The sequence below is a fragment of the Teichococcus deserti genome (assembly GCF_001982615.1).
Taxonomy (GTDB): Bacteria; Pseudomonadota; Alphaproteobacteria; order Acetobacterales; family Acetobacteraceae; genus Pseudoroseomonas; species Pseudoroseomonas deserti.
In genome coordinates this window covers 1-21,617 of sequence record NZ_MLCO01000007.1, presented here as the reverse complement: position 1 = coordinate 21,617, position 21,617 = coordinate 1, and the positions used below count along the sequence as shown (strand labels likewise).

Below are 21,617 nucleotides of genomic sequence, written 5' to 3'. Positions count from 1 at the left end.
GACCATGACCTTTCCCGCCCTTCCCGTCCCGCCCGCGCCGCATTGCCGCGGCACAGCCGCTGTGAAATTCTCGCAAGCCGTGCAGCCTTGCCCCGCGCCGCGCGGTGCGGCGGGGGATGGGACAGGAACCGCCGCGTGCCCGACCGCGCCCCCTCTCGCCTGGCCCGCTGGCTGCGGCGCCGCCGACCCGATGCCGGGCCTGCCGATCCAGCCGGCGACGCGCCGGAGCCCGAAGGCCTGCCGCGCGGCCGCGGCCCGGCCTTCGGCATCCTGCTCGGCCTCGGCATCGCGCTGGTCTTCTGGGCGCTGCTGGCCGTCTCCGTATTGCGCTGAAGCCTGCCGCGAATCGCCGGCGCAAGCGACCGGCGGCGCGGCGAGAAACCCGGCGCACAGCAGCTGGCAGGCGGAAAATCGCGAACCATCGGGACCGGTCCCTGCACCATTGGCGGTTACCCCGGCGGGTGGATGCGCGCAGGGCGCGCAAAGCGGCTCTCCTGTGACGCAAATCCGGCGTGCCGCAGCCCTGTCGAGCCAGGAAAATCGCAAGATTGGTTTCATGCCAAGCAAACTGTGCGAAAACAACGAAGAAGGCTGGCCGCGCGGCGAGCTGCGCCGTATCTTTATTGCAATGACGACGCGCAAGCCCCCTCGCCGCCGCCCTGGCCTCCGCTCCATGCCGCATCGCCTGGCCTGGATCGCAGGCCTTCCCGCCCTGCTGCTCGGCGCCGCCGAGGGCAGTGCCCAATCCTCCTTCTCGCCGGAGGCGACCGCGCGCGGCGTCACGGTGATGACGCGGCAGCGGCCGGATTACGACCCGGCGGGGATCCGCACCGGCGGCGTCCGGCTGGACGCGGCGCTGGAGGGCGGCATCGGCTATGACAGCAACCTGGTGCCCGGCATCAGCAACCAGCGCTCGGGCGCCTTCGCCGAGCAGGGGCTGAGCCTTGGCGCCCAGACCGACTGGACGCGCCACGCCATCGGCCTCTCGGCCAGCCAGACCACCCGCCAGTACTTCCAGGACAGCGACCTGAACTGGAACGACTGGAGCCTCGGCGGCGGCGCCCGCTACGACATCGGCCGCGCCTCCAACATCCGGCTGCGCTACGACCATGTCCGCAGCCATATCGACGTCGACAACTACGACCTGCAGGACGGCAACAGCGGCCGCGTGCCGGTGCCGGTCGACACCGACATCGTGCAGCTCGCCGGCACCGCCGCCTTCAACCGCCTCGAGCTCGGCAGCTCGGTCGAGTATCGCCGCATCCGCTACCAGGACGTGACGGTCAACGGCCAGCGCGACACCGTCTCCTCCAACGACTATGACACGGTCATTGGCGAGTTCACCGCCGATTACAGCCTGCTGCCCGGCCGCTCGGTGATCGGCCTCGTGCGGCTGCAGGACATCGCCTATGAGCGCGAGGGCCAGAGCGGCCGCGATTCCTTCACCTGGGAAGCGCAGGGCGGCGTCCGCTACGACGCCAACGGGCTGGTCCGCGTCCGGCTGCTGGTCGGCTACCGCAACCGCGACTACGACGAGCCGGGCCGCAAGTCGCTCTCCGGCCCCGCCTTCGAGGGCGAGGTCAGCTGGGCCGCGACGCAGCTGACGACGCTGACCTTCAGCGCCCAGCGCAGCATCGAGGAATCGATCCGCGAGAGCAGCGTCAGCTACACCCGCACGGCGGCGCGCGTCCGCGTCGACCACGAGCTGCTGCGCAACGTCATCCTCAGCGGCGAGGTCCGCGGCGAGCGGCGCAAGTATCCGCAGGAAGGCGGCACGGTCAGCGACGGCATCGCGCTGGTCGAGGGCCGCTACCTGATCAACCGCAACCTCGCGCTTGTCGCCACCTACCAGCACACCGAGCGGCTGGAGGCACCGGAAGGCATTCGCGAATACGGCCGCGACCAGGTGCTGCTGCGGCTGCGCATGGCGCTCTAGCGCCGGTCACCGGGCGGCGGGGCAGCAGAGCCCGGCCGCCCGTCACGAGAAGAATTGCCGGGAGGGCGGGTCCGTGCAGGCGCTGCACGGTGCCGACGGTGCTCGTCCTCCCGGCCGCGGTCCGCGGCCCCGCGCCGCGCGCCGCGCCCCACCCCCCGGGCCGGACGCCGCCATGGCGCCAGGTCCCCGACGCCAGGAGCCACCATGAACACCCTCCCCCGCCTCCAGCTCCCCCGTCTTGCGCGCCGCGCCCGGAAGCTGGCCACCGCCGCCGCCGTCGGCGTGACGCTCACGCTGCTTGCCGCCTGCGGCACGCCGGGCGCCGACCTGTCGCCGCTGCCGCCGCGCGAGCCCATGGCCTACCAGCTGGGCGTCGGCGACCAGCTGCGCGTCACCGTCTTCAACGACCCGCGGCTGACCGGCGAGTTCCGCATCACCGACACCGGCGCCATCGCCCTGCCGCTGGTCGGCGCCATCCCCGCCGTCGGCCGCAGCACCACCCAGCTCGAGCGCTCGGTCGAGGCGGCGCTGAAGGCGCGCAACCTGTTCAACGACCCGGCCGTCGCCATCGAGGTCTCCGAGTATCGCCCGGTCTTCGTCCTCGGCATGGTCGAGCGCGGCGGCCAGACGCCCTACCAGCCGGGCATGAGCGTGCTGTCGGCGGTGGCGATCTCCGGCGGCTTCAACTACCGCGCCGTCACCGACCGCGTCTCGATCACCCGCATCGATGCCGACGGCAAGGCGCGCGAGTATCTCGGCGACCGCCAGTCGCTGCTGCTGCCGGGCGACGTGGTCAATGTCTACGAGCGCGGCCTGTAAGCAGGCGCAGGCGGCGCGGCGGGTCCTCGGCACCGCCGTCGTCGCCCTGGCTCTGCACGGGGGCGCGGCGGCGGCGACGCCGCTGCCCTCCCCCGGCGCGCTCTGCAAGGCCGCGGTCCAGGCCGCCGAGCGCGAGGCCGGCCTGCCGCCGCAGCTGCTGGCGGCCATCGCCCAGGTCGAGAGCGCCCGCCCCGATCCGCGCAGCGGCGCCGTCGCGCCCTGGCCTTGGACCATCAATGCCGAGGGCGCCGGCCAGTATTTCGACAACCAGCAGGCGGCGGTGGCCGCGGCGCGCGATCTTCAGTCGCGCGGCGTGCGGCTGATCGATGTCGGCTGCCTGCAGGTCAACCTGCACCACCACCCCACCGCCTTCGCCAGCCTGGAGACCGCCTTCGACCCGCTGGCCAATGCGCGCTACGCCGCCGCCTTCCTGCGCCGGCTGCAGGCCGCCTCGGGCGACTGGGTGACGGCGGCGGGGCTCTACCATTCCGGCACCGCCGAACGCGCCGAGGCCTATCGCCTGCGGGTGCTCGCCGCCTGGCCGGCGGGTGGTGGTCCGGCGCTGGCGCAGCGCCGCCGCGCCCTGCCGCTGCCGCCGCTCGACCCGATGGCCGCGCAGCGCGAGGCGTTGGCCCAGGCCTGGCAGGGCTTGCGGCCGGCACCCGCTCCACCCGGCCGCAGCGCCGTGGCGACGCCGCCGGGCGAGGCCATGGCCGCCGCCTGGGGCAGCAGCCAGGCCGGGCTGCGTCCTGCCCTGGCGCTGCAGCCGGCCGCCACCCCGCTGCTCCGCCGTTAAGGGAGCGGCCGAACAGAAAACCCCGGGCGCCGCGAGGCGCCCGGGGTTTTCCTTGTCCGGGCCGCTGCGCCTTCCGGCGCAGCGGCCTCCGGTCCGAGATCAGTTGGTGGGGGCGGGCAGCCGCGGCAACGCCCGGCCGCCGCCGCTGCGGGCATAGCCGGCATAGTAGCTCAGCGGATCCAGCTTGCCCGGGCTGACCCGGGTCAGCACGGTGGCGGCGCGGCCGCGCACCTCCTCCGGCAGGCGGCGGATCGCCTCGGCCACCATGTCGGCGGGCGTCCGCTCCCAGGCGACGGCCATCAGCACCACGTCGCATTGCGGCGACAGCAGCACGGCATCCGCCACGCGCATGATCGGCGGGCTGTCCAGGATCACCAGCTGGTAGTCCTGGCGGGCGCGCTCCAGCAGGCTGCGGAAGGCCGGCGCCTCCAGCAGCTGCTGCGGATTGGCGGCCGAGCGGTCGGAGAGCAGGCAGTGCAGCCCCGAGCGCTCGTCGACATGCACCGCGTCGTCCAGGTCGATATTGCCGGCCAGCACCGCCTCGATGCTGCTGTGCCAGCGGTTGTGGCCCAGCGTGTCGGCGATCTTCGGCCGCCGCATGTCGGTCTCGAGCAGCAGCACCTTCATGCCGTCGGCGGCGCAGAGCCGGGCCAGCGCGACCGCCAGCGTGGTCTTGCCGTCGCCGACCGAGGGCGAGGTGATCAGCACGGTGTTGGCCAGCCCGTCCGGGTTGACCCGGCGCAGGTTGAGCCGCAGCGCGCGCAGCGTCTCGGCGATATGCGAATCGCCCTTGTCGAGGACCAGGTTCGGCATGCCGTGGCGGCGCCCGCCGCCCAGCCGCGGCAGGCTGCCCACGGTCTGCACGCCGGTGATCATGGCGAGCTCGCCGGCGCCGGTGACGGTGCGGCGGCGGCTGTTGCGCAGCACGATGACGGCGGCGGCCAGCAGCAGGGCGACCAGCGCGCTGAAGGCGGCGATCACGCCATTGGACGGGCCGATCGGGCGGAACGGCACGGCAGCCGGCGAGATGACGCGGGCCATCGGGAACTGCGCGGTGGACAGGCGGGTCTGTTCGGTGCGGATCAGGAAGGCCTGGTAGACGGTGCGGCGCGCCTCGGCGTCGCGTGTCAGCTGGGCGAGCGTCACGCCGGCCTCGGCGCCGCCGCGGGCGGCGGTGCGCGAGGTCTCGAGCGCGGCCTGGGCGTTCTGCAGCCGGGTGCGCGCCGCCTCGACATCGCCGCGCAGCGCGCCGCCCAGGCGGGCGACCTCGGCGCCGATCTCGGCGCGCAGGCCGCGCAGCTCGGATTCGACCGCGACGCGGTCAGGATGGTTGGCGCCGAGCTGGCGGGTCAGCGGCGCGGCGCGCTGCACCAGCTCCGCCTCGCGCGTCCGCATCGACTGCAGCACCGGGGACGCCATCGCCTCCGAGGTGGCGCCGCGGCTGCCGGCGCGGGTCGAATTCTCCAGCGCCGCCATGGCCCGCGTCAGGTCCTGGCGGGCCAGCGCCACGCGGGTCTGCTCCTCGGTCAGCTGCACCGTGCTGGTGGTGCCGGCCGAGGTCTCCAGCAGGCCGGAGGCGCGGCGGAAGGCCTGGATGCGCTGGTCGGCCGCCTCGACCTCCTCGCGCAGCGCGTTCAGCCGCTCGGTCAGCCAGACATTGGCCTGGCCGGTGGCGTCGCGCTTCGCCGCGATGTCGCTGGCGATGTAGCGCTCCATCAGCGTGTTGACGACGCCGGCGGCGATGACGGGCGCGGTGGAGACGAAGCGCACGGCGACGACGTTGCTGTTGTCGGTGGTGCGGATGTCGAGATGCTGCTGCATCGCCTCGACCTGCAGCTGCGCGGGGTCGAGGGCGACCGGCGCCGGCGCCGGCGGCGCGGTGTCGACCGGCATGCCGAGGCGGGCGCGGGCCAGGTCGACCCAGCCGCGCACCCGCTCCATCGCCAGGCGGGGCAGCTGGCCGAACAGCCCGGGCTCTTCCGCCGGCAGGATGGCGGTGCGGTTGGCAACCTCCTCCGCCAGGCGGCGCGAGCGCAGCACGTCGGCCTCGGTGCGGATCCGCTGGTTCGGCGGCGCCTGGGCGGGGACGAACTGGTTCAGCTCCGGGATCGGCGCCTGCGGCGCGTCGAAGAGCAGCAGCCCTTCGGCGACATAGCGGCCGGGGGTCGCCTTGGCGGCCAGGAAGCCGAAGGCCCCGGCTGTGAGGGCCACAAGCGCCAGCAGGAACTTGCGCCGCCAGAACAGCGCCAGGATCTCGGTCAACGGCATCTCACTTCACCTTGCCTCGCAAAACTTCGCGGCTGCGCGGCCCCGGGGCCCCACATGGTCGAGGGGGCGGCACGCGGCGCGGCAGACCGCCCCGGAGGCAGCATACCGGGGCTTGGTGGAGAACAAGAACAATATTATTTCTCGCCACATCACAATTGATCGCGGATTCCAGGGCCGATAACGGTTTATGATTACCGACATCCACGGATGTTTTCAGTTCTTATTTAAAAACGGGAAATATTTACAGGAGTTTTTACATGGAATGTAAAAACGTGAGCCGGTTCCATCCGGCATGATGCGCCTCTCCCCCCTTCCGCCGGCCCCGATGCCGGCAAATTCGCCAGCGATTCCCCCCGGTTTCGCCGGCGGCATGGCGCTCGGCAGCTGGCCGCCGGCCGAAGCCCTGCCCGCGGCGCCGCGGCCGATTCCCGCCGATGCCAGCCAGCTGGCCCACCGGCTGACCGTGGCCCTGCTGCTCTTCGCCACGGTGCTGCAGAAGGTGGCCGTTCCCGGCACCGGCGGCAGCGAGACGGCGATGCCGATCAGCCTGCTGCTGATGCCGATCCTGATGCTGACCGGCATCGGGTCGGGCGTGATGCTGGTCGATGGCCGCAGGCTCGCCGCCTACCTGGTCTTCATGGCCTGCTCGGCGGTCAGCTTCCTGCTGTCGGAAAGCCTGCGCCTGTCGATGACCGGCTGGATCTTCGTCGCCGTCATGCAGGCCTGCTTCGTCTTCCGCTTCGCCCCCGGGCGCTTCGACTTCGCCCGCACGCTGCGGCTGCTGTCCAACATGGCGGTCGGCTTCTCGCTGATCGGCGTCGGCCAGTTCTGCGCCCAGTTCGTCGTCGGCCGCGAGATCGCCTTCTTCATGGAGCACTACCTGCCGCCCGGCATGCTGATGAGCGGCTACAACTTCATGATCCCGCTGGTCTGGGATTCGCCGATCCTGAAGAGCAACGGGGTGGTCTTCGCCGAGCCCTCCTTCTTCTGCCAGTTCCTGGCGCTCGGCATGATCGGCGAGCTGCTGCGCGCGGCGCGGCCCTGGCGGCTGGCGGTGATCGGCCTCGGCCTGGTCGCCAGCTATTCCGGCACCGGGCTGATGACGCTGGCGATCTTCCTGCCCTGGTACATCATCGACCGCCGCCGCTACGACCTGATGCTGCTCGGGCTGATCGGGCTGGCGCTTCTGGCGACCCAGGCGGATTTCCTGCAGCTCTCGGCAATCACCGACCGGACGGCCGAGTTCTCCAACCCCAATTCCAGCGCCTTCGGCCGCTTCTTCTCCATCTTCATGGTGCTGCAGGACTATATCCTGACCGACCTGCCAACGCTGCTCTTCGGCCGCGGCCCGGGCTCGGTGATGGAGTTCTTCAGCCAGCTGCACTACGGCGCCTTCGACCCCACCTGGGGCAAGATCTTCTACGAGTATGGCCTGCTGGGCTTCATCGCCTATTTCACCTTCTTCACCGTCAGCTTCATGATGGCGCGGCGGGAGATGCGGGTGCCGCTGGCCTTCACCTATCTGTTCCTCGGCGGCTACCTGGTGAATATCAGCATCCTCAGCCTGCTGCTGGCCCTCGTCAGCCTGCCGGCGCTGCAGCGCGCGGCGCCGGGGCCGGGCCCCGGACTGGGGTCCGGACTCGGGGCGGGCCTGGGCTCGGGCCTGAGGACGCGCGCGTGACCCGCGCCGCCCCCCTCCTCACCCCCGTGCCGGGCCTCGCGGCCCGGCTGCGGGGGCTGGCCGTCTTCGCCCCCTATGTCGCCGGCGGCGGGCGGCTCGGCGACTACGAGCGCTGGCTCGGCCGCCGCGTGCGCGGCGTCGTCGACAATGCCGACGAGATGCATGGCTGGGAGCAGATGGTGCAGAGCGTCACCTTCCTGGCCCGCTCCTATGGCGGCAAGGAGGCGCATCCGATTCTCGGCATCCCGATGCTGGTGGCCGGCGAGCGCGGCAGCCTGGCGCGCGGCGCCGCCGGCGACTACGACCCCTGGATGCACCGCGCCGCCCAGGCGCTGGTGCAGCAGGGGCTGGGCGACTGCACCATCCGGCTGGGCTGGGAGTTCAACGGCAACTGGATGCCCTGGTTCGCCGGCAACGATCCGCGCGCCTTCCAGCGCTACTGGCGACGCACCGTCGACCTGTTCCGCCACCATTCGGCGAATTTCCGCTTCGACTGGTGCCCGACGCTCGGCCACAAGGACATGGCGACCGAGGCTGCCTGGCCCGGGGCCGACTACGTCGACATCATCGGCGCCGATGTCTACAACGAATGGTGGAACCCGCGCTCGCGCGACGACCTCGAGGCGCGCTGGCACGACGAGTACCTCTGGACCCGCTTCGGCCTGCAATGGCACATCGGCTTCGCCCGCGACACCGGCAAGCGGATCTCGTTTCCTGAATGGGGCACCAGGCCGCTCTCGGCCCATGGCGGGCATGGCGGCGGCGACGACCCGCATTTCATCATGCGCATGGCCGCCTGGTTCGACGCCGCCGAGGACATGCTCGCCTATCACGGCTATTTCGAACGGATCGATGTCGCGCTGAACGGCGGCGCCTATCCGCAGAGCGCCGCCACCTTCAGGCGCCTGTTCGGCGCCTGAAGGTTTCTTCCCGCCTCATGGCAGGCGCCTGTCCGGCGCCTGAAGGTTTCTTCCCGCCTCATGGCAGGCGCCTGTCCGGCGCCTGAAGGTTTCTTCCCGCCTCATGGCAGGCGCCTGTCCGGCGCCTGAAGGTTTCTTCCCGCCTCATGGCAGGCGCCTGTCCGGCGCCTGAAGGCTTTCTTCCCGCCTCATGGCAGGCGCCTGTCCGGCGCCTGAAGGCTTTCTTCCGCTTCACGGCAGGCGCCTGCCCGCCGCCTGAAGGCTGTCGCCCGCCTCAGGCGGCGGGCAGCGAGCGGAAGGGGTGGCGCATCGCCCGTCCGATGCGGCGGGCGGCGTTGAACACGTGACGCCCCTGCTTGCGGGTGTGCAGCCCGGTGCGCTGCCAGTCGCCCAGCGGCACCAGCTGCGGCGACAGCGTCACCAGCGGCCCGGGCCGCTCGCCGCGGCGCCAGCGCGCCACCTCCTCCAGCGCCGCGCCCATGTCGAAGCTGACCAGGCCGCGGCCGTCGCGGCTGATCGCCGAGGGCGCATGCAGCGCCAGGCCCAGCCCCTTCGCCAGCAGGTCGCGCAGATTGTCCATGCGGTCGTCGATGAAGGCGGCATGCTCGCGCGGCACGCCGAAGCGCTCCTCCGCCAGCGGCAGCACCCAGCTCTTCTGCAGCCCGTGGCGGATCAGCCCGAGCGGCCCGCCATGCTTCCAGCCGGCGCGGAACAGCTCCTCCGCCGCCAGCAGCCCGGCCAGGCGCTCGGGATCGATGCCGGCGGCCTCCAGGATGCGGCGCGCCTCGGCGCCGGAGCGATGCGTCAGCACCGCGACCTGCCCGGGCAGCGCCTGCAGCAGCGGCCCAAGCCCGGGATGCAGCCGCAGGATCTCCTGCTGCGGCAGCAGCGGCGCGCCGGTCTCGAAGACGACGACGCCATCGAGGTCGAGGAAGAGCAGGGCGCGGGTCATGTCCAGAGCTCCAGGCCCCGGGCGCGCAGCCAGGCCTCATAGGCGGTGAGATAGGGGCTGCTGCTCGACCAGGGATAGAAATGCACGTCGCGGTGCAGATGCACGTCGGGCGTCACGCCATGCGCCGGGTCGATCGCCTTGGCGTCGTCCGACCAGCAGATCACGCCGGTGGTGACGCTGGCGGCGCCGGCCGCATGCAGCCGGTCCAGCACGTAGCGCAGCGAGCCGCCGCTGACGATGCAGTCGTCGATCAGCACGACATGCAGCCCGGCGACCGGCACCTCGAAGGAGCTTTCCGACTTCTCGAGCTTGTTGTAGCGCTTCTGGAACCAGTACCAGAACAGGCCGACCGGGCCCCAGCTGAGCAGGCTGGAAGGCACCGGCACCAGCTTGCGGATCGCCTGCAGGCGCTGGATCCAGCGGCTGCCCTGGCGGCGCACCTTGACCATGTGGAAGGGGATGCCGAGCTGGTCCGCGACCACCTGGGTCGGCAGCAGCGCGCCATTGGCCAAGCCGATGATGACGTCGTAGGGCGTGCCGCGGCCGGCGAGCTCGGCGGCCAGGTGGCGCGACAGCTGCTCGGCCTCGACCAGCGTCATGTTGCGCTTGGCCTGATGCGTCGCGTAGCGGTGGTGGGTCGCCGCGTCCGCGGCGGCGACCGCGTCGCCCCCGGCGGGACGCGACAAGGCGGCTTGCAGGGTCATGACCGGAACTCCTCGGGCGCGGGGTTCATGCGGGCTGCGCTGCCGGGGACGCCGCGCGCAGCCCGCGCAGCACCTTCAGCATCAGCAGGAAGTAGGACGTCGCCTGGCAGGCGTAGATCACCACGTAGCCAGTGACGAAGGTGTCGATGTCCCAGCCGGACAGGCCGGAGATCGCGGCGAAGACCAGCATGGCGGCCAGCGCCGTGGTGGCGCGCCGCGCCAGCGGGCGCAGCTCGCCGATGCCGGCGCACACGGCGCCGCTGACCGCCTTGATCATCATGAAGACCAGCATGAAGCAGATGGCGAGCTGCATCTGGTTGGAGACGATGTCGGGATGGCCGAGCAGCGTGCCGAAGATATGGTCGCCCCAGACATAGATCAGCGTCGAGGCCACCAGGCAGGGCACGGCGCAGAGCGCGAAGGCGCTGGCCATCAGCTTCACCATCCGGTCGGCGTTGCCGTCGTGATAGGCCCGCGTCTGGTGCGGCAGCATGGTCTCGGTCACCGTGAAGAAGGCGGTGCCGCCGAAGCGGGTGACCTTGTAGAACATGTCGAAGGCGATCAGCGCGGTTGCCCCCGCCTTCGCCGCCAGCAGGGCGTAGTAAGGAAAGATGTAGATCAGGAAGTCGGAGAGCGAGAGGCTAGCGGAGCCGGCGATCTCGCGCCCGTCCTCGCGCAGCACCTGCCAGCCGCGGCGGATGCTGGTGCCGGTGAACAGGCCGAAGCGGCGCTGCGCCAGCCGCGCTAGCAGCGCCAGGGCGCCGACCCAGAGCAGCAGGAAGCCGATGGTGTAGTCGAGCAGCGGCAGGCCGAAGGCCAGCCCGGCCGTCAGCAGCAGCAGCAGCGCGCGGCGGCCGCAATCGATCGCCTCGGTGATGACATACTGGTCGTTGGCATTGGCGGCGATGCGCAGCACCATCCAGGGCAGCGGCAGCACCGAGCCGCCGAAGAACAGGATGATGGCCAGGCCATGCGCCATCGGCCCGAGATCCCAGATCTCCAGCACCAGGGTGAAGATCAGCGTGGCCAGCAGCGCCGCCAGCGAATAGCCGATCAGCGCGGTGACCGCGGCGCTGCGCAGGTCGTCGCGGTCGCCCTTGGAAGGATCGACGAAATTCTGCCGCATCCGGCCGAACAGCCGCACCGAGATGCCGAGATCGGCCTGCAGCACCAGCGAGGCGAAGGCGATCACCGCCGCCAGGAAGGCATAGTCCTGCAGCCCGATCTGCCGCACCAGCGTGTAGGTGAGAAGGAAGCTCCAGACCGTCGCCAGCCCCGTGCTGCCGATGCGCAGGGCGAAGAACAGCAGTGATCGACGCATCCGGTTATCCTTCGGCGTGGTCGTGGTGGTGGGGGCAGCGCGTCATGCGGCGCCGCGCCCGGGCCGGGCCGCGCGATGCGCCAGCAGCGCGTCGCGCAGCGCCTGGCCGCGCTCGCGCCAGTCGAAGGCGCCCTCGGCAGCGGTGAAGGCGCCGCGCTGCAGCGCGTCCAGCCGCGGCGCGTCGTCGATGGCGCCCTGCACCTGGCGCAGCAGCCCGTCCAGCCCCGGCGCCAGCAGCATCTGCTGCCGCACCGCCTGGGGCAGGCCGGCGGCGCAGACCTCGAGGGCGGCGACGGGGACGCGGTTGAAGATGTATTCCAGCAGCTTCATCTTGAAGCCGCCGCCGATCGGCTCGGCCACCACCGCCAGCCGCGCCGAGGCGAGGTAGGGTGCCGGGTCGTCGACGAAGCCGGTGAACTCGGCGGCGCGGTACTTCTTCGACAGCTCCTGGCGCAGGTCGTCGGGCATGTCGCCGACCACCCGGATGGCGATCCCCGCCTTGGCCAGCACCGGATCGGCCTGGTCGAGGAAGATGCGCAGATTGGCCTGCTTGGCCGACCAGCGGTAGGAGCCGAACAGCACCACGGCGCGCGGCCGCGCCTCGGCCGGGTCGCGCGCCGCCAGCCGCGCCCCGTCATAGCCGGGCAGCAGCGGCAGGATCCAGCGCCCCGGCGCCTGCGCCGCGAAGAGATCGGCATCCGACCGGGTGATGGTGGTGACCACGTCGGAGCGGCGGCTGATCCAGCGCTCGAAGCGCGTGGTCTTCAGGTGGTTCTGCAGCAGGGCCAGCCGCTTCGGCAGCGTCTCGCCCTTGTCCTGCCACTGCATGCGGGTCACGCTTTCCTCGTGGTCATGCGTGACGAAGACCACCTGCGGCTTGCCGGCCATCAGCCCGGCATGGCGCAGCACCCAGCCCATGCCGTACTGGTCGACGACGATGCCATCCCAGGGGCCCTCCGCCGCCAGCCGGTCCAGCGTCGCGCGATAGGCGGCCGTCGCATGCCGCGCCGCGACCAGCGGCATGGTGCTGGCCACCGACAGAAGCTTGTGGCGCTGCGGCCCCGGGACGATGTGCCAGGTGATGCCCGGCACCGGCGGCGGCGGCGCCTCGCCGCCCAGGCCGACGAAGGTCAGGTCGACGCCCGAGCCGGCGAAGGCCTCGGCCAGCTTGGCGCTGTAGATGCGGTCGCCGGCCGTCGCCGGGAAGGGCATGCCGCGCGCCAGCCACAGGCAGCGCAGCGGGGGCGCCTTGGGCGTGGCCGTGGCGGCGCGCGCGATGGGGGGCAGCTCCTGCTGCTGGATCATGCCGCAGCCTCCGTCAGGCCCTGCTCCGCGGGGGCGGCCGCCGTCGCGCGCAGATGCGCGGCCAGGCGCAGCGCCAGCGCCACCACGGTCAGGGTCGGGTTGGCATGGCCGCAGCTCGGGAAGACCGAGGCGCTGGCCACGAAAAGATTGGGCGTGCCATGCACGGCGCAATCGGCATCGACCACGCCGTCCCGCGCCGAGGCCGCCATCCGCGTCGTGCCGATGTGATGGCCGCCGACCGGCGTCGAGGCGGCGACCGCCTGCTCCAGCGTCGCGCGGTCGAGCTCCAGCGTGGCGCAGCCGGACTGCGCGAAGGCGTCCTGGATCAGCAGCAGGCTGCGGGTCAGGCTGTCGATGTCGGCGCGCTTCAGCCGCCAGTCGACCGCCAGCCGCGGCATGCCATGCGCGTCCAGCCGGTCGGTCAGCGTCACGCGGTTGTCGGCATCCGGCACCTGCTCGGCATTGATGTCGAGCGGATAGGCGCCGGCGCGGCTCGGCATGACGACGAAGGGCAGCTTGCGGCTGGCCAGGATCCGCCGGCGGATCCAGTCCTGGCCGAAATGCGCGACCCCGGGCGCGTCCCGCAGCAGGTTGCCCAGATGCCGTGCCCAGAAGCCGGCATCGCGGGTCATGCGGCCGCGCTCGGCGCGCTCCACCGCCGCCAGCTTGCGGCGGTATTCGGGGATGATCAGGTCCTTGACCAGATACATCGCCGACAGCACGCCGCTGCCATGCGAGGGATCGGCGATCAGCGGGTAGTGCAGGCGGAAGATGGTGTTCATCAGCCCCTCGCGCCGCTGCGCCTCGGGCGCGACGGCGAAGCGGCGGCGGACATAGATGCCCTCTGACGTCGTCTCGAAATGCAGCGCCACGGGCCGCTTCACCGGGTCGAAGCGCAGCAGGCCGAGCGTGTTCTCGACATGGCACATGTAGAAGCGGCCGAGCGCGCCACCCTCGTTGCCCAGGCCGCCGCGGCGCGAGGTGTCGGAGGCCATCAGCAGCCGCGGCACCTCCAGCCCGCCGCCGGCCAGCACGTAGCGGCGGGCGCGGATGGTGAAGCGGCGGCCGGGGGCGGAGGCGGCCTCGAGGCTGTCGACCGGTCCGCGCGGCGCCACCAGCTTCAGCGCCTGGGCATGCAGCAGCAGCCGCACCTCCGGCGCCGCGGCCAACCGGTCATGCGCGGCACGGCCGAAATCGGTCGGCCGGCTGAAGCGCTCCAGCCCGTCGGACAGGATGTCGGGATGGGCGAAGCCGGCGATGCTGGGGGGCGCCGCCTCGCCCAGCGCCTCGGCCACCGTGGGCCCCCAGGAGCCGGCGTCGCAGGCGGCCATCGCCGCCGGGTAGTGGCGCTGCAGCTCCTGCCAGCCGATCGGCCAGCCGCTGTTCTCGACCCAGGCGCGGCGCTCCAGGTCGATCGGATCCAGCGGCACGCAGCGCCCACCCCAGATCGAGGTGGCGCCGCCCAGCATGCGGCGACGGTAGAGGTCGGGCGTCGGATGCGGCGAGCCTTCCGCCACCTCGCCCTGCAGCCCGTCCTGCGCCGCCGGCTCGAAGCGGCGCCCGCCGGCTTCGAGAACGATGACCGACAGGCCGGAGCCCAGCAGCGACTGGGCGACCGTCAGCCCGGCGGCGCCGCCGCCGACGATGCAGAGATCGGCCTGCAGCTCCTGCCCCTGCGGCAGGGTTCGCGCGTCGATGATCATGCGGATCTCCTGTGCCAGCCGGCCGCCGCGGCATGGCCCAGCGCCTCGTCCAGGTGGTTGGCCGAGGTGGTGCCGATCAGCGCCGTCGCCCCTGGCCAGGCCAGCGCCGCGGCGATGGCCGCGCCGCGATGGGCCGGGTCGGAGGCCTGGCCGGCGAAGAGCTCGCGCAGCAGCAGCCGGCCGCCGCGCCCGGTGAAGGCCGCGATCTCCGGGCGCAGCGCCGGCGCCAGCTCCAGCGGGATCTGCAGCCCGGCGAGCCCCGCCAGGCGCAGCGCGGCGCGGCCGGCCTCGACATCGTCGACCGAAATGCCCCAGCCGCCCAGCTTGCCCGCCTGGCGCAGCCCTTCGAGCATGCCGATCCCCTGCCCCGCCGCGATCGCTGCGGCATCCGGGCTGTGCAGCAGGAACAGGTCGATCCGCTCGGTGCGCAGCCGCTTCAGGCTGGCCTCGATCGAGCGCTGCAGATGGGCCGGCGAATAGTCGCGCGGCAGCGGCGCGGCGCGGCGGGCGGCGATGCCGCGCTTCAGCCCCGGCAAAGCGCGGGCCAGCATCCCCAGCGGCCGCTTGACCAGCGTCACCGCGCGCTGCGCCTGGGTGAAGCGCTGGCCGGCCTTGGTGACGATGGTGACGCGGTCGCGATCGGCGGCGAAGGCAGCGCCGATCAGCCGCTCGCTCTCGCCCTGGCCATAGATGTCTGCGGTGTCGAACAGGGTGACGCCGCGCTCCAGCGCATGGCGCAGCAGGCGGGTGGCGGCCTCGCCGCGCGCGCCGCCCAGGGTGGAGCCGAGGCGCGAGCAGCCCAGGCCCATATCGGCATTGGCGGCGGCGCGCGGCAGCCGCTCGGCGAGCTGCGCGCTCATGAGCGGGCCCGCGCCGCGGCACCGCCGCGGATCGACTGCGCCGGCGCCCAGGTCTGGAAACGTTCTCCCTTCAGCGAGCGCAGAACGCCGAGCGCGGTCGCGCAGAAGGCGAGCCAGACCTCCCAGACCTTCTGGGCCGGGCCGATGCGGAGCCTGACCGCGGCGACGGCGCCGGCAAGGCCGAGGCCCGCAGCGCCCAGCACCAGCCAGGCCGGCAGGAAACGGAACGCCGCGGCCAGGAAGCACAGCGCGGCGAGCGTCAGCAGCGGCGCCACCATCCAGCGCAGCAGCTTGTGCGAGACATAGCCGTAGAGCGGCAGCGCCGGCAGCCGCTTCAGCCGCGGCCAGAGCAGGCGGTGCACGTTGAAGGCCTGGCAGGAGATCCTGACCTTCCGCCGGAACTCCTCCTTCCGGTCGACCACCGACTCCTCATGCGCCAGCACGTCGGGCGCCCGGATCACGCGGTGGCCGTCGCACAGGATGCTGAGGGAGACGAAAAAATCGTCGATGATGTCGTCGGGGACCGGCGGGTTCAGCGCGCGGCGCACCGCGAACAGGGAGCCATCGGCGCCGATCACCATGCCATGGTCGGATTCGGCCTGCTTGATGCGCTCCTCCAGGCTCCAATAGGCGGAGTTGACCGCGCTGGTGTCGGAGACCACCTGGTTGCCGTAGAGCAGATGGCCGCAGACGCAGCCGACGCGCGGATCGGCGAAATGCCGGCGCAGCGCGTTCAGCGCCTGCGGATCGATCATGACATTGGCATCGGTGAAGACCAGCAGCTCGCCGCGCGCCATGCCTGCGAGATGGCGCATGCCATGGCTCTTGCCATGCCGCTCCGGCGCCGCGACCACGGTGATGCGGTCGGCGAAAGGCTCCAGCAGGGCGGCCGTCGCATCGGTCTGGCCGTCGACATAGACCAGCAGCTGGACATCGCCCGGCGTCGCATCGGCCAGGGCGATCAGGTTGCGTGCCTTGGCCTCGATCACCGCGGCCTCGTTATAGGCGCACATGCAGACGGTGACGCTGGGCAGCGCGCCGCCAGCCGCCGGCAGCGCGGGCGGCAGCGGCGCCGGCGGCGGACGGCGCAGCAGCCGCAGCGACAGCGGATAGGTCGTGAAGGGATGCAGCGCCAGCCCGGTCAGCAGGGCTCCCGTCAGCAGCAGCATTGCGCCTGTCCTCCTCGGGGCCGCGGCGAGGCGCCGGGCCGGAATGCGGTGTCGGGATCGGTCACCGGCGCGCGACGGGCGCGGCGGTCGGGACCGGCGGGGGCGGGGCGCGGCCGGCCTCCGTGAGGGCAGCCTGCCAGGGCTGGCCCTGGGCGGCGGGCACCCAGAGCAGCATGCCGGACCACCACCTCACAGCCGCGGCGCCCCGGCGAGGGCGGCGGCGGCGGCCGGCGGCGCGGCGCCGAACTGGAAGTGCCGCGCCAGCGCCGCGCTATAGGGCGCGACCGCCGACCAGCGCAGATGGATGCCGTCGTAGAAGGCCGCCTCGTCGACGACGCGGGCGCCGTCGCCATCCCAGAACTCGCCGCCGAGCGGCGCCAGCACCTGGCGCACGCGCTGGCCGAAGGCATCCTGCATGGCGTTGTCCGGATCGTTCAGCCGCTTCCAGGCCGGGTGCATCGGCGTCGAGGCCAGCAGCACGCGGCGGCCCTCGCGCCGCATCTCGCGGGCGAAGCGGTCGAGCGCGTCGAAGCAGGCCTGGTCGAAATGCCGCACCGGGCCGTAGAGCAGCGTGTCGCGCACGCCATGCGTCTCCATCGGGCCGCTGGCATAGCGGTCGAAGATCAGCGGATCCATCACCTCGCCGCCCGCGCGCTTGGCGCCGATGGTCAGCGCGTTGCGGAGCAGCGCGCCGGGGGCGAAATACTTGATGTAGTAGGGCCAGGGCGAGCTGCCGCGATAGACGAAGTCCTCGGCGTCGCGCGGGTCGAAGACCTCGGTGCGCATGCGCCCGCAATTCTCGAAGTCATGCGGGCTGGCGATCATCACCACCTCGCGCACGCTCGGATAATGCTGCAGCAGCCAGCTGCCGGCGAAGGTGCTCTGGTTGGCGGTCAGGCCGCAGAAGGCGCCGTTCAGCGGCCTCACCTGCGGGTTCTCGCGCCGCACCACGTCGCCGTCGAAATGCCGCCAGGCGATGGAGGAGCCGATCACCAGCAGGTTCGGCGCCTCGGGCGGCTGGGCGCGCAGATGCGCCAGCTTCTCGTCGACGCAGATCGAATTGGCGAGGCTGGGCGGCGGCAGGTGCCCGGTCGCGCCCAGTCCGAACAGGACCAGGTAGAACAGGGCGAAGCTGCCGCCGAGGCTGCCGAGCAGCGCGACGAAATATCGTCTCGGCACCGGTCGCGGAGGGGTGGATCTGGGGTCCGACATGGCCTCAGGCCCCGACCTTGCTCTGGATCAGCTGGGCGAAGTCGCCGACATTGTGCAGCGAGTCGAGCTCGGCGGTGCGGAAGCGGATGCCGAACTTCATCTCGGCCGCGACGATCAGGCTGACATGCGCCGCGCTGTCCCAGCCCTCGACGTCATGCGCCGTGGTGGCGGCATCGACGGTGATGCCCTCGTCGTCGAAGACCTCGCGGAAGATCTCGTTGAGCTGGCTGTAGACCTGGGTGTCGTTCATGGCGTCAGCACCTGCTCGCGTTGGGTCTCGATGGCGATGGCGTGGGGGGGCAGCGGCGCGGCGTCGAGGACGTAGCGCCAGAAGCGGGCCTCCGGCACGGCGCCGGGCGGCGGGTCGCAGGGCGTGAAGCCGAGGCGCGGGTAATGCGCCTCGACCATGCCGTTGCGGCCGGAGGGGATGTATTCGCCGAGCAGCGCGCGGTAGCCCCGCGCGGCGGCAGCCTCGGCCAGGACGGCGAGCGTCGCCTCCTCCACCTGGCGACCGAGCACGCGGCAGCTCATCAGCCAGGTGTCGATGCGCAGCGCATCGCCCTCGGGCTGCGCCAGGATGACGGCGATCAGCCCGTTGTCGCCGAACTTGTCGCGCAGCCGCAGCGACAGGGCCAGGCTGCGCGGATCGGCGGCCAGGGCCTCGACGGCGGCCTCGGTGGTGCGGCGCGTGGTCAGGTTGAACTGGTTGGTCTTGTTGACCAGCTGCACCGTGCGCGGCAGCTCGGCGGGGCCCACCTCGCGCGCCTGCAGCACCATGGCCAGGCCCTGGAGATAGCCCTCCATGTCGGTGGCCTCCTCCATCGCCGCGCGGCGCTCCTCGCCGGCCGCATAGGCACGGCCACGGCCAGCGTCGTCGGCGGTGAAGGCGATGGTCTCGAAATAGCCGGCGCTGGCCAGGCAGGCGGCGTAGTCGGCGGCGTCCTCGGGCAGCTCGGGCACGGCGACCTCGGGCAGCTCGCGCCGGATGATGTCGCGCTCGGCCGGGTTGTCGTCAAGGAAGACCAGGCTGTCGATGCCAATGTTCAGCCGCTGCGCGATCTGCCGGAGATTCGACGCCTTGTCCTGCCAGTTGGCGACGAAGCAGGCGATGTCGGCGCGCTTCAGCGCCATTTCCGGGTGCTCGGCGAAGGCGGCCTCGGCGACCGCCATGTCGTTCTTGCTGCAGACGGCGAGAATCACGCCGCGCTGCCCGAGCGCCGCCGCGTAGCGTTGAACCGAAAGAAAAGCCTCGCCGGTGGGGCTGCCCTGGCCGAGCTTGATGCCGGCGATGCCGTCATCGCCGATCACCCCGCCCCAGAGCGTGTTGTCCAGGTCCAGCACCAGGCACTTTTTCGACAGGCCCGCCGCCGCCGCCGCGATGCGGGCGACGAGATCGCCGTAGAGCGGCGCCAGCGCGTGGCTGACCAACTGCTTGGCCTGGTGCCAGCGCACGGCATCGCCCAGCCCCTGCCCCTGGCCGAGCCGCGCCGCCTCCCAGGCCAGGTCGAGCAGCAGCACGCCCTCCGCCCGCGCGGCGGCGCGGATCGCGGCGTTCAGCCGCTCCACCACCGACCAGGGCGAGGCCGGCACCAGCGCCTCGAAGCTGCCGAAGAGCGGCGGGTCCAGCGGCACCAGCGTCTGCTGCACCACCTGGGCGGCGAAGCGCTGCCGCGCGCGGCGCCACAGCCGGCGCAGCTCGTCGACGCGGGCGGCGACGGCGGCCTCCACCGTCTCATCCGAGGCGGTCAGCGGCAGTTCCAGCGGCGCGTCGCGCGCATCGAGCGCCAGCAGCACCATCTGCGGCGCGAAGGCGGCGAGCGCCGGATCCTCGCCCAGCAGCGACTGGCGGTACTGGCCATAGGCGGTGGTGTGCACCGCCAGCGCCAGGCGCCGCGACAGGCCCGCCACGCGCATCGCCGGCAGCAGGTGGTCGACGGTGTGCGAGGCCAGCACCGCGACGCGATAGGGCGCGAGGCCGGCCGACTTCGGCGTGGCGCCCTCGGCGATGGCGCGCTGCGCCAGGCGGTCGATGCGTCCGGTGGCGGCGAAGTCGCGGCGGAAGCCGGACAGCCGCGCGGCGGTGGCCAGCAGGGCCTGCGGATTGTCCTCCGTCCTGGCGCTGGCGAGTGCCGCGCCGAGATCCGGATGGGGGGGAAGCCAGGCGAGCTGGTCCATGGGTCGATGTCCGATCCGATGCCGGTTCAGAACTGGAAGTAGAGAAATTCGGTGGGCGCGGCGGAGAGCGCGCGGGCCAGGGCGTAGAAGCCGACCACCCCCACCGCCACGCCGACCGCCGCATTCGGGCGCCAGCTCAGCCAGGGCATGCTCCGCTCCATCCAGCTCGACCAGGGCTTCCAGCCCAGCGCGGTGCGGGCGGCGCGCAGCCACTGCTGGCTGTTCGGCAGGGTCCAGCAGAAGGCCAGCAGCACCGCGATCTGCAGCGCCGTGGTCGGGCGGAAGAAGTCGGGCTGCGCCACGTTGACGCCGAGCGCCGCGATGACGCTGGCCAGCCCCGGCAGCTCCGCCAGGACCGGCGGGAATTCGAAGCCGTGCAGCCCGGCCATGCCGGCCAGCAGCGTCAGCGCCGAGGTCAGGTCGGCCGAGCGGAAGAACACCGCACCGATGACGACGCAGACGAAGGTGGTGAGCACGGCGACGCCATGCTTCAGCGGGTTGCTGCTGTCGAGCGGCATGCCGCGGCTGGCCTTGAAGGCGCGCCAGCCATGCGCGACCACCAGGTAGAAGGCGTGCAGTGCGCCGAAGGCGACGAACTGCCAGCCGGCGCCGTGCCAGACGCCGGAGATCATCAGGGTGGCGATCGTCGGCCAGGCGACGAGATGCAGGAAGGCGCCGGGCGTCATCTTGCCGCGCCTGGGCAGCGGCTTGCCGGCGGCGACCCGGGCCCGCGTCGCCCGCAGCACCAGCGGCGTGTAGATATAGGTGGTCAGGAAGCGGGTCAGCGTCATGTGCCAGCGCGACCAGTACTGGATGATGTTCTGCGCCTTGTAGGGACTGTCGAAATTGGCCGGCAGGCTGATCCCGAAGAGCAGGCCGAGGCCGATCGCCATGTCGCTGTAGCCGGAGAAGTCGAAATACAGCTGCAGCGTGTAGGACAGCGCGCCGGTCCAGGCGTCGAGCATGGCGAGCGAGGCGCCATCGGCGGCGGCGGCGAAGACGGGGGCAGCCTCGGCGCCCATCGGGTCGGCCAGCACCACCTTCTTGAACAGCCCCATCAGGAACAGCGTGGCGCCCACCGCCATGGTGTCGATGCGCGGGCGGAAGCCGTCCGGATCCTCGAACTGCTCCAGCATCTCCTTGTGGTGGGTGATCGGGCCGGCGATCAGATGCGGGAAGAAGGTGATGAACAGGCAGTAGTTCGAGAAGTTGTGCTCGCCCACCGCGCCATCATGCGCGTCGCTCAGATAGGCGATCTGCTGGAAGGTGTAGAAGGAGATCGCCAGCGGCAGGATGATCTGCGGCGCGCTCCAGCCGGCGCCGGTCACCTGGTCGGCCACCTGCACCAGGAAGCCGGTATACTTGAAATAGGCGAGCAGCAGGACATTGGCGGCGATGCCGGCGATCAGCAGCGCCCGCGTCGGATGCCGCCGCAGCAGCCCGCCCAGCCAGAAGTTGGCGGTCATGCTGGCCAGCAGCAGCGGCACGTAGATCGGGTTCCACCAGCCGTAGAAGACCAGCGAGGCGGCGGTCAGCCAGAGCCCGGCGAAGCGGCGATGCCCGCCGCCCGCCAGCAGCACGAAGCCCAGCAGCACGACGGGAAGGAAGCCGAGGATGAAGCCGGCTGAATTGAACAGCATGGGGGGATCTGTTCCGGGGCGGAAGGCGGTTCAGGGGATCGGGTCGGGGGGTCGGGTCGGCCGGAAGGTCAGCTCAGGCGCCGGCGCCGTGGGTCGGCGGCAGCGGCCAGAGGTTCTTCTTCTTCTCCAGCGCCGCCAGCCGGCGCAGCGCCGGCG

The 21,617-nt window shown here is 71.9% G+C and carries 18 protein-coding genes; 6 read left to right on the top strand and 12 right to left on the bottom strand.

What is annotated here, in order from left to right; all coding sequences use genetic code 11:
• Positions 1-135: 135 nt before the first annotated feature.
• The 4 genes from BKE38_RS31715 (at position 136) to BKE38_RS01165 (ending at position 3,551) form a co-directional block, all read left to right on the top strand.
• On the top strand, positions 136-333 hold the full coding sequence (locus BKE38_RS31715; protein WP_076955546.1) for a hypothetical protein: 198 nt from the start codon (positions 136-138) through the stop codon (positions 331-333).
• Between the two features lie 340 nt (positions 334-673).
• Complete coding sequence (locus BKE38_RS01175; protein WP_076955545.1) at positions 674-1,936, top strand: outer membrane beta-barrel protein; 1,263 nt, start codon at positions 674-676, stop codon at positions 1,934-1,936.
• 204 nt (positions 1,937-2,140) lie between these two features.
• Positions 2,141-2,755: a polysaccharide biosynthesis/export family protein gene (locus tag BKE38_RS01170; RefSeq protein WP_076955544.1), complete on the top strand. Its 615-nt coding sequence runs from the start codon at positions 2,141-2,143 to the stop codon at positions 2,753-2,755.
• Positions 2,733-3,551: a lytic transglycosylase domain-containing protein gene (locus BKE38_RS01165; protein ID WP_076955543.1), complete on the top strand. Its 819-nt coding sequence runs from the start codon at positions 2,733-2,735 to the stop codon at positions 3,549-3,551. Before BKE38_RS01170 ends, BKE38_RS01165 begins: the two co-directional genes overlap by 23 nt.
• A 99-nt stretch (positions 3,552-3,650) precedes the next feature.
• On the opposite strand, the gene BKE38_RS01160 is transcribed toward BKE38_RS01165, so the two are convergent.
• On the bottom strand, positions 3,651-5,819 hold the full coding sequence (locus tag BKE38_RS01160; protein WP_076955542.1) for a GumC family protein: 2,169 nt from the start codon (positions 5,817-5,819) through the stop codon (positions 3,651-3,653).
• A gap of 370 nt (positions 5,820-6,189) precedes the next feature.
• Here BKE38_RS01160 and BKE38_RS01155 point away from each other — a divergent pair, with 370 nt between their 5' ends.
• Complete coding sequence (locus tag BKE38_RS01155) at positions 6,190-7,500, top strand: hypothetical protein (RefSeq protein ID WP_131829454.1); 1,311 nt, start codon at positions 6,190-6,192, stop codon at positions 7,498-7,500.
• On the top strand, positions 7,497-8,420 hold the full coding sequence (locus BKE38_RS01150) for a glycoside hydrolase family 26 protein (protein ID WP_076955540.1): 924 nt from the start codon (positions 7,497-7,499) through the stop codon (positions 8,418-8,420). Before BKE38_RS01155 ends, BKE38_RS01150 begins: the two co-directional genes overlap by 4 nt.
• Before the next feature lie 274 nt (positions 8,421-8,694).
• On the opposite strand, the gene BKE38_RS01145 is transcribed toward BKE38_RS01150, so the two are convergent.
• The 11 genes from BKE38_RS01145 to BKE38_RS01095 all read right to left on the bottom strand — a co-directional run bounded on the left by BKE38_RS01145 (position 8,695) and on the right by BKE38_RS01095 (position 21,461).
• On the bottom strand, positions 8,695-9,372 hold the full coding sequence (locus tag BKE38_RS01145) for an HAD family hydrolase (protein ID WP_076955539.1): 678 nt from the start codon (positions 9,370-9,372) through the stop codon (positions 8,695-8,697).
• Positions 9,369-10,076 (bottom strand): phosphoribosyltransferase, encoded by a 708-nt coding sequence (locus BKE38_RS01140; protein ID WP_076955538.1) that lies wholly within the window; start codon positions 10,074-10,076, stop codon positions 9,369-9,371. Before BKE38_RS01140 ends, BKE38_RS01145 begins: the two co-directional genes overlap by 4 nt.
• Positions 10,077-10,101: 25 nt before the next feature.
• Entirely contained in the window at positions 10,102-11,397 is a 1,296-nt protein-coding gene (locus BKE38_RS01135) for an MATE family efflux transporter (RefSeq protein WP_076955537.1), read from the bottom strand.
• A 42-nt stretch (positions 11,398-11,439) separates the two neighbouring features.
• On the bottom strand, positions 11,440-12,702 hold the full coding sequence (locus BKE38_RS01130) for a glycosyltransferase (RefSeq protein ID WP_076955536.1): 1,263 nt from the start codon (positions 12,700-12,702) through the stop codon (positions 11,440-11,442).
• Positions 12,699-14,405, bottom strand: a complete 1,707-nt coding sequence (locus BKE38_RS01125) for a GMC oxidoreductase (RefSeq protein ID WP_076955535.1) — start codon at positions 14,403-14,405, stop codon at positions 12,699-12,701. The genes BKE38_RS01130 and BKE38_RS01125 overlap by 4 nt, the downstream gene beginning before the upstream one ends.
• Complete coding sequence (locus BKE38_RS01120; RefSeq protein ID WP_083747219.1) at positions 14,402-15,265, bottom strand: aldo/keto reductase; 864 nt, start codon at positions 15,263-15,265, stop codon at positions 14,402-14,404. The genes BKE38_RS01125 and BKE38_RS01120 overlap by 4 nt, the downstream gene beginning before the upstream one ends.
• The gene (locus BKE38_RS01115; RefSeq protein WP_076955534.1) at positions 15,262-16,434 is read right to left on the bottom strand and encodes a glycosyltransferase; all 1,173 of its coding nucleotides are present in this window, start codon (positions 16,432-16,434) and stop codon (positions 15,262-15,264) included. Before BKE38_RS01115 ends, BKE38_RS01120 begins: the two co-directional genes overlap by 4 nt.
• Positions 16,435-16,623: 189 nt before the next feature.
• Positions 16,624-17,613: a hypothetical protein gene (locus BKE38_RS01110; RefSeq protein WP_076955533.1), complete on the bottom strand. Its 990-nt coding sequence runs from the start codon at positions 17,611-17,613 to the stop codon at positions 16,624-16,626.
• 37 nt (positions 17,614-17,650) lie between these two features.
• Complete coding sequence (locus BKE38_RS01105; RefSeq protein ID WP_076955532.1) at positions 17,651-17,896, bottom strand: acyl carrier protein; 246 nt, start codon at positions 17,894-17,896, stop codon at positions 17,651-17,653.
• On the bottom strand, positions 17,893-19,821 hold the full coding sequence (locus BKE38_RS01100; protein WP_076955531.1) for an HAD-IIIC family phosphatase: 1,929 nt from the start codon (positions 19,819-19,821) through the stop codon (positions 17,893-17,895). Before BKE38_RS01100 ends, BKE38_RS01105 begins: the two co-directional genes overlap by 4 nt.
• 26 nt (positions 19,822-19,847) lie before the next feature.
• Complete coding sequence (locus BKE38_RS01095; RefSeq protein WP_076955530.1) at positions 19,848-21,461, bottom strand: MBOAT family O-acyltransferase; 1,614 nt, start codon at positions 21,459-21,461, stop codon at positions 19,848-19,850.
• Positions 21,462-21,617: the final 156 nt, after the last annotated feature.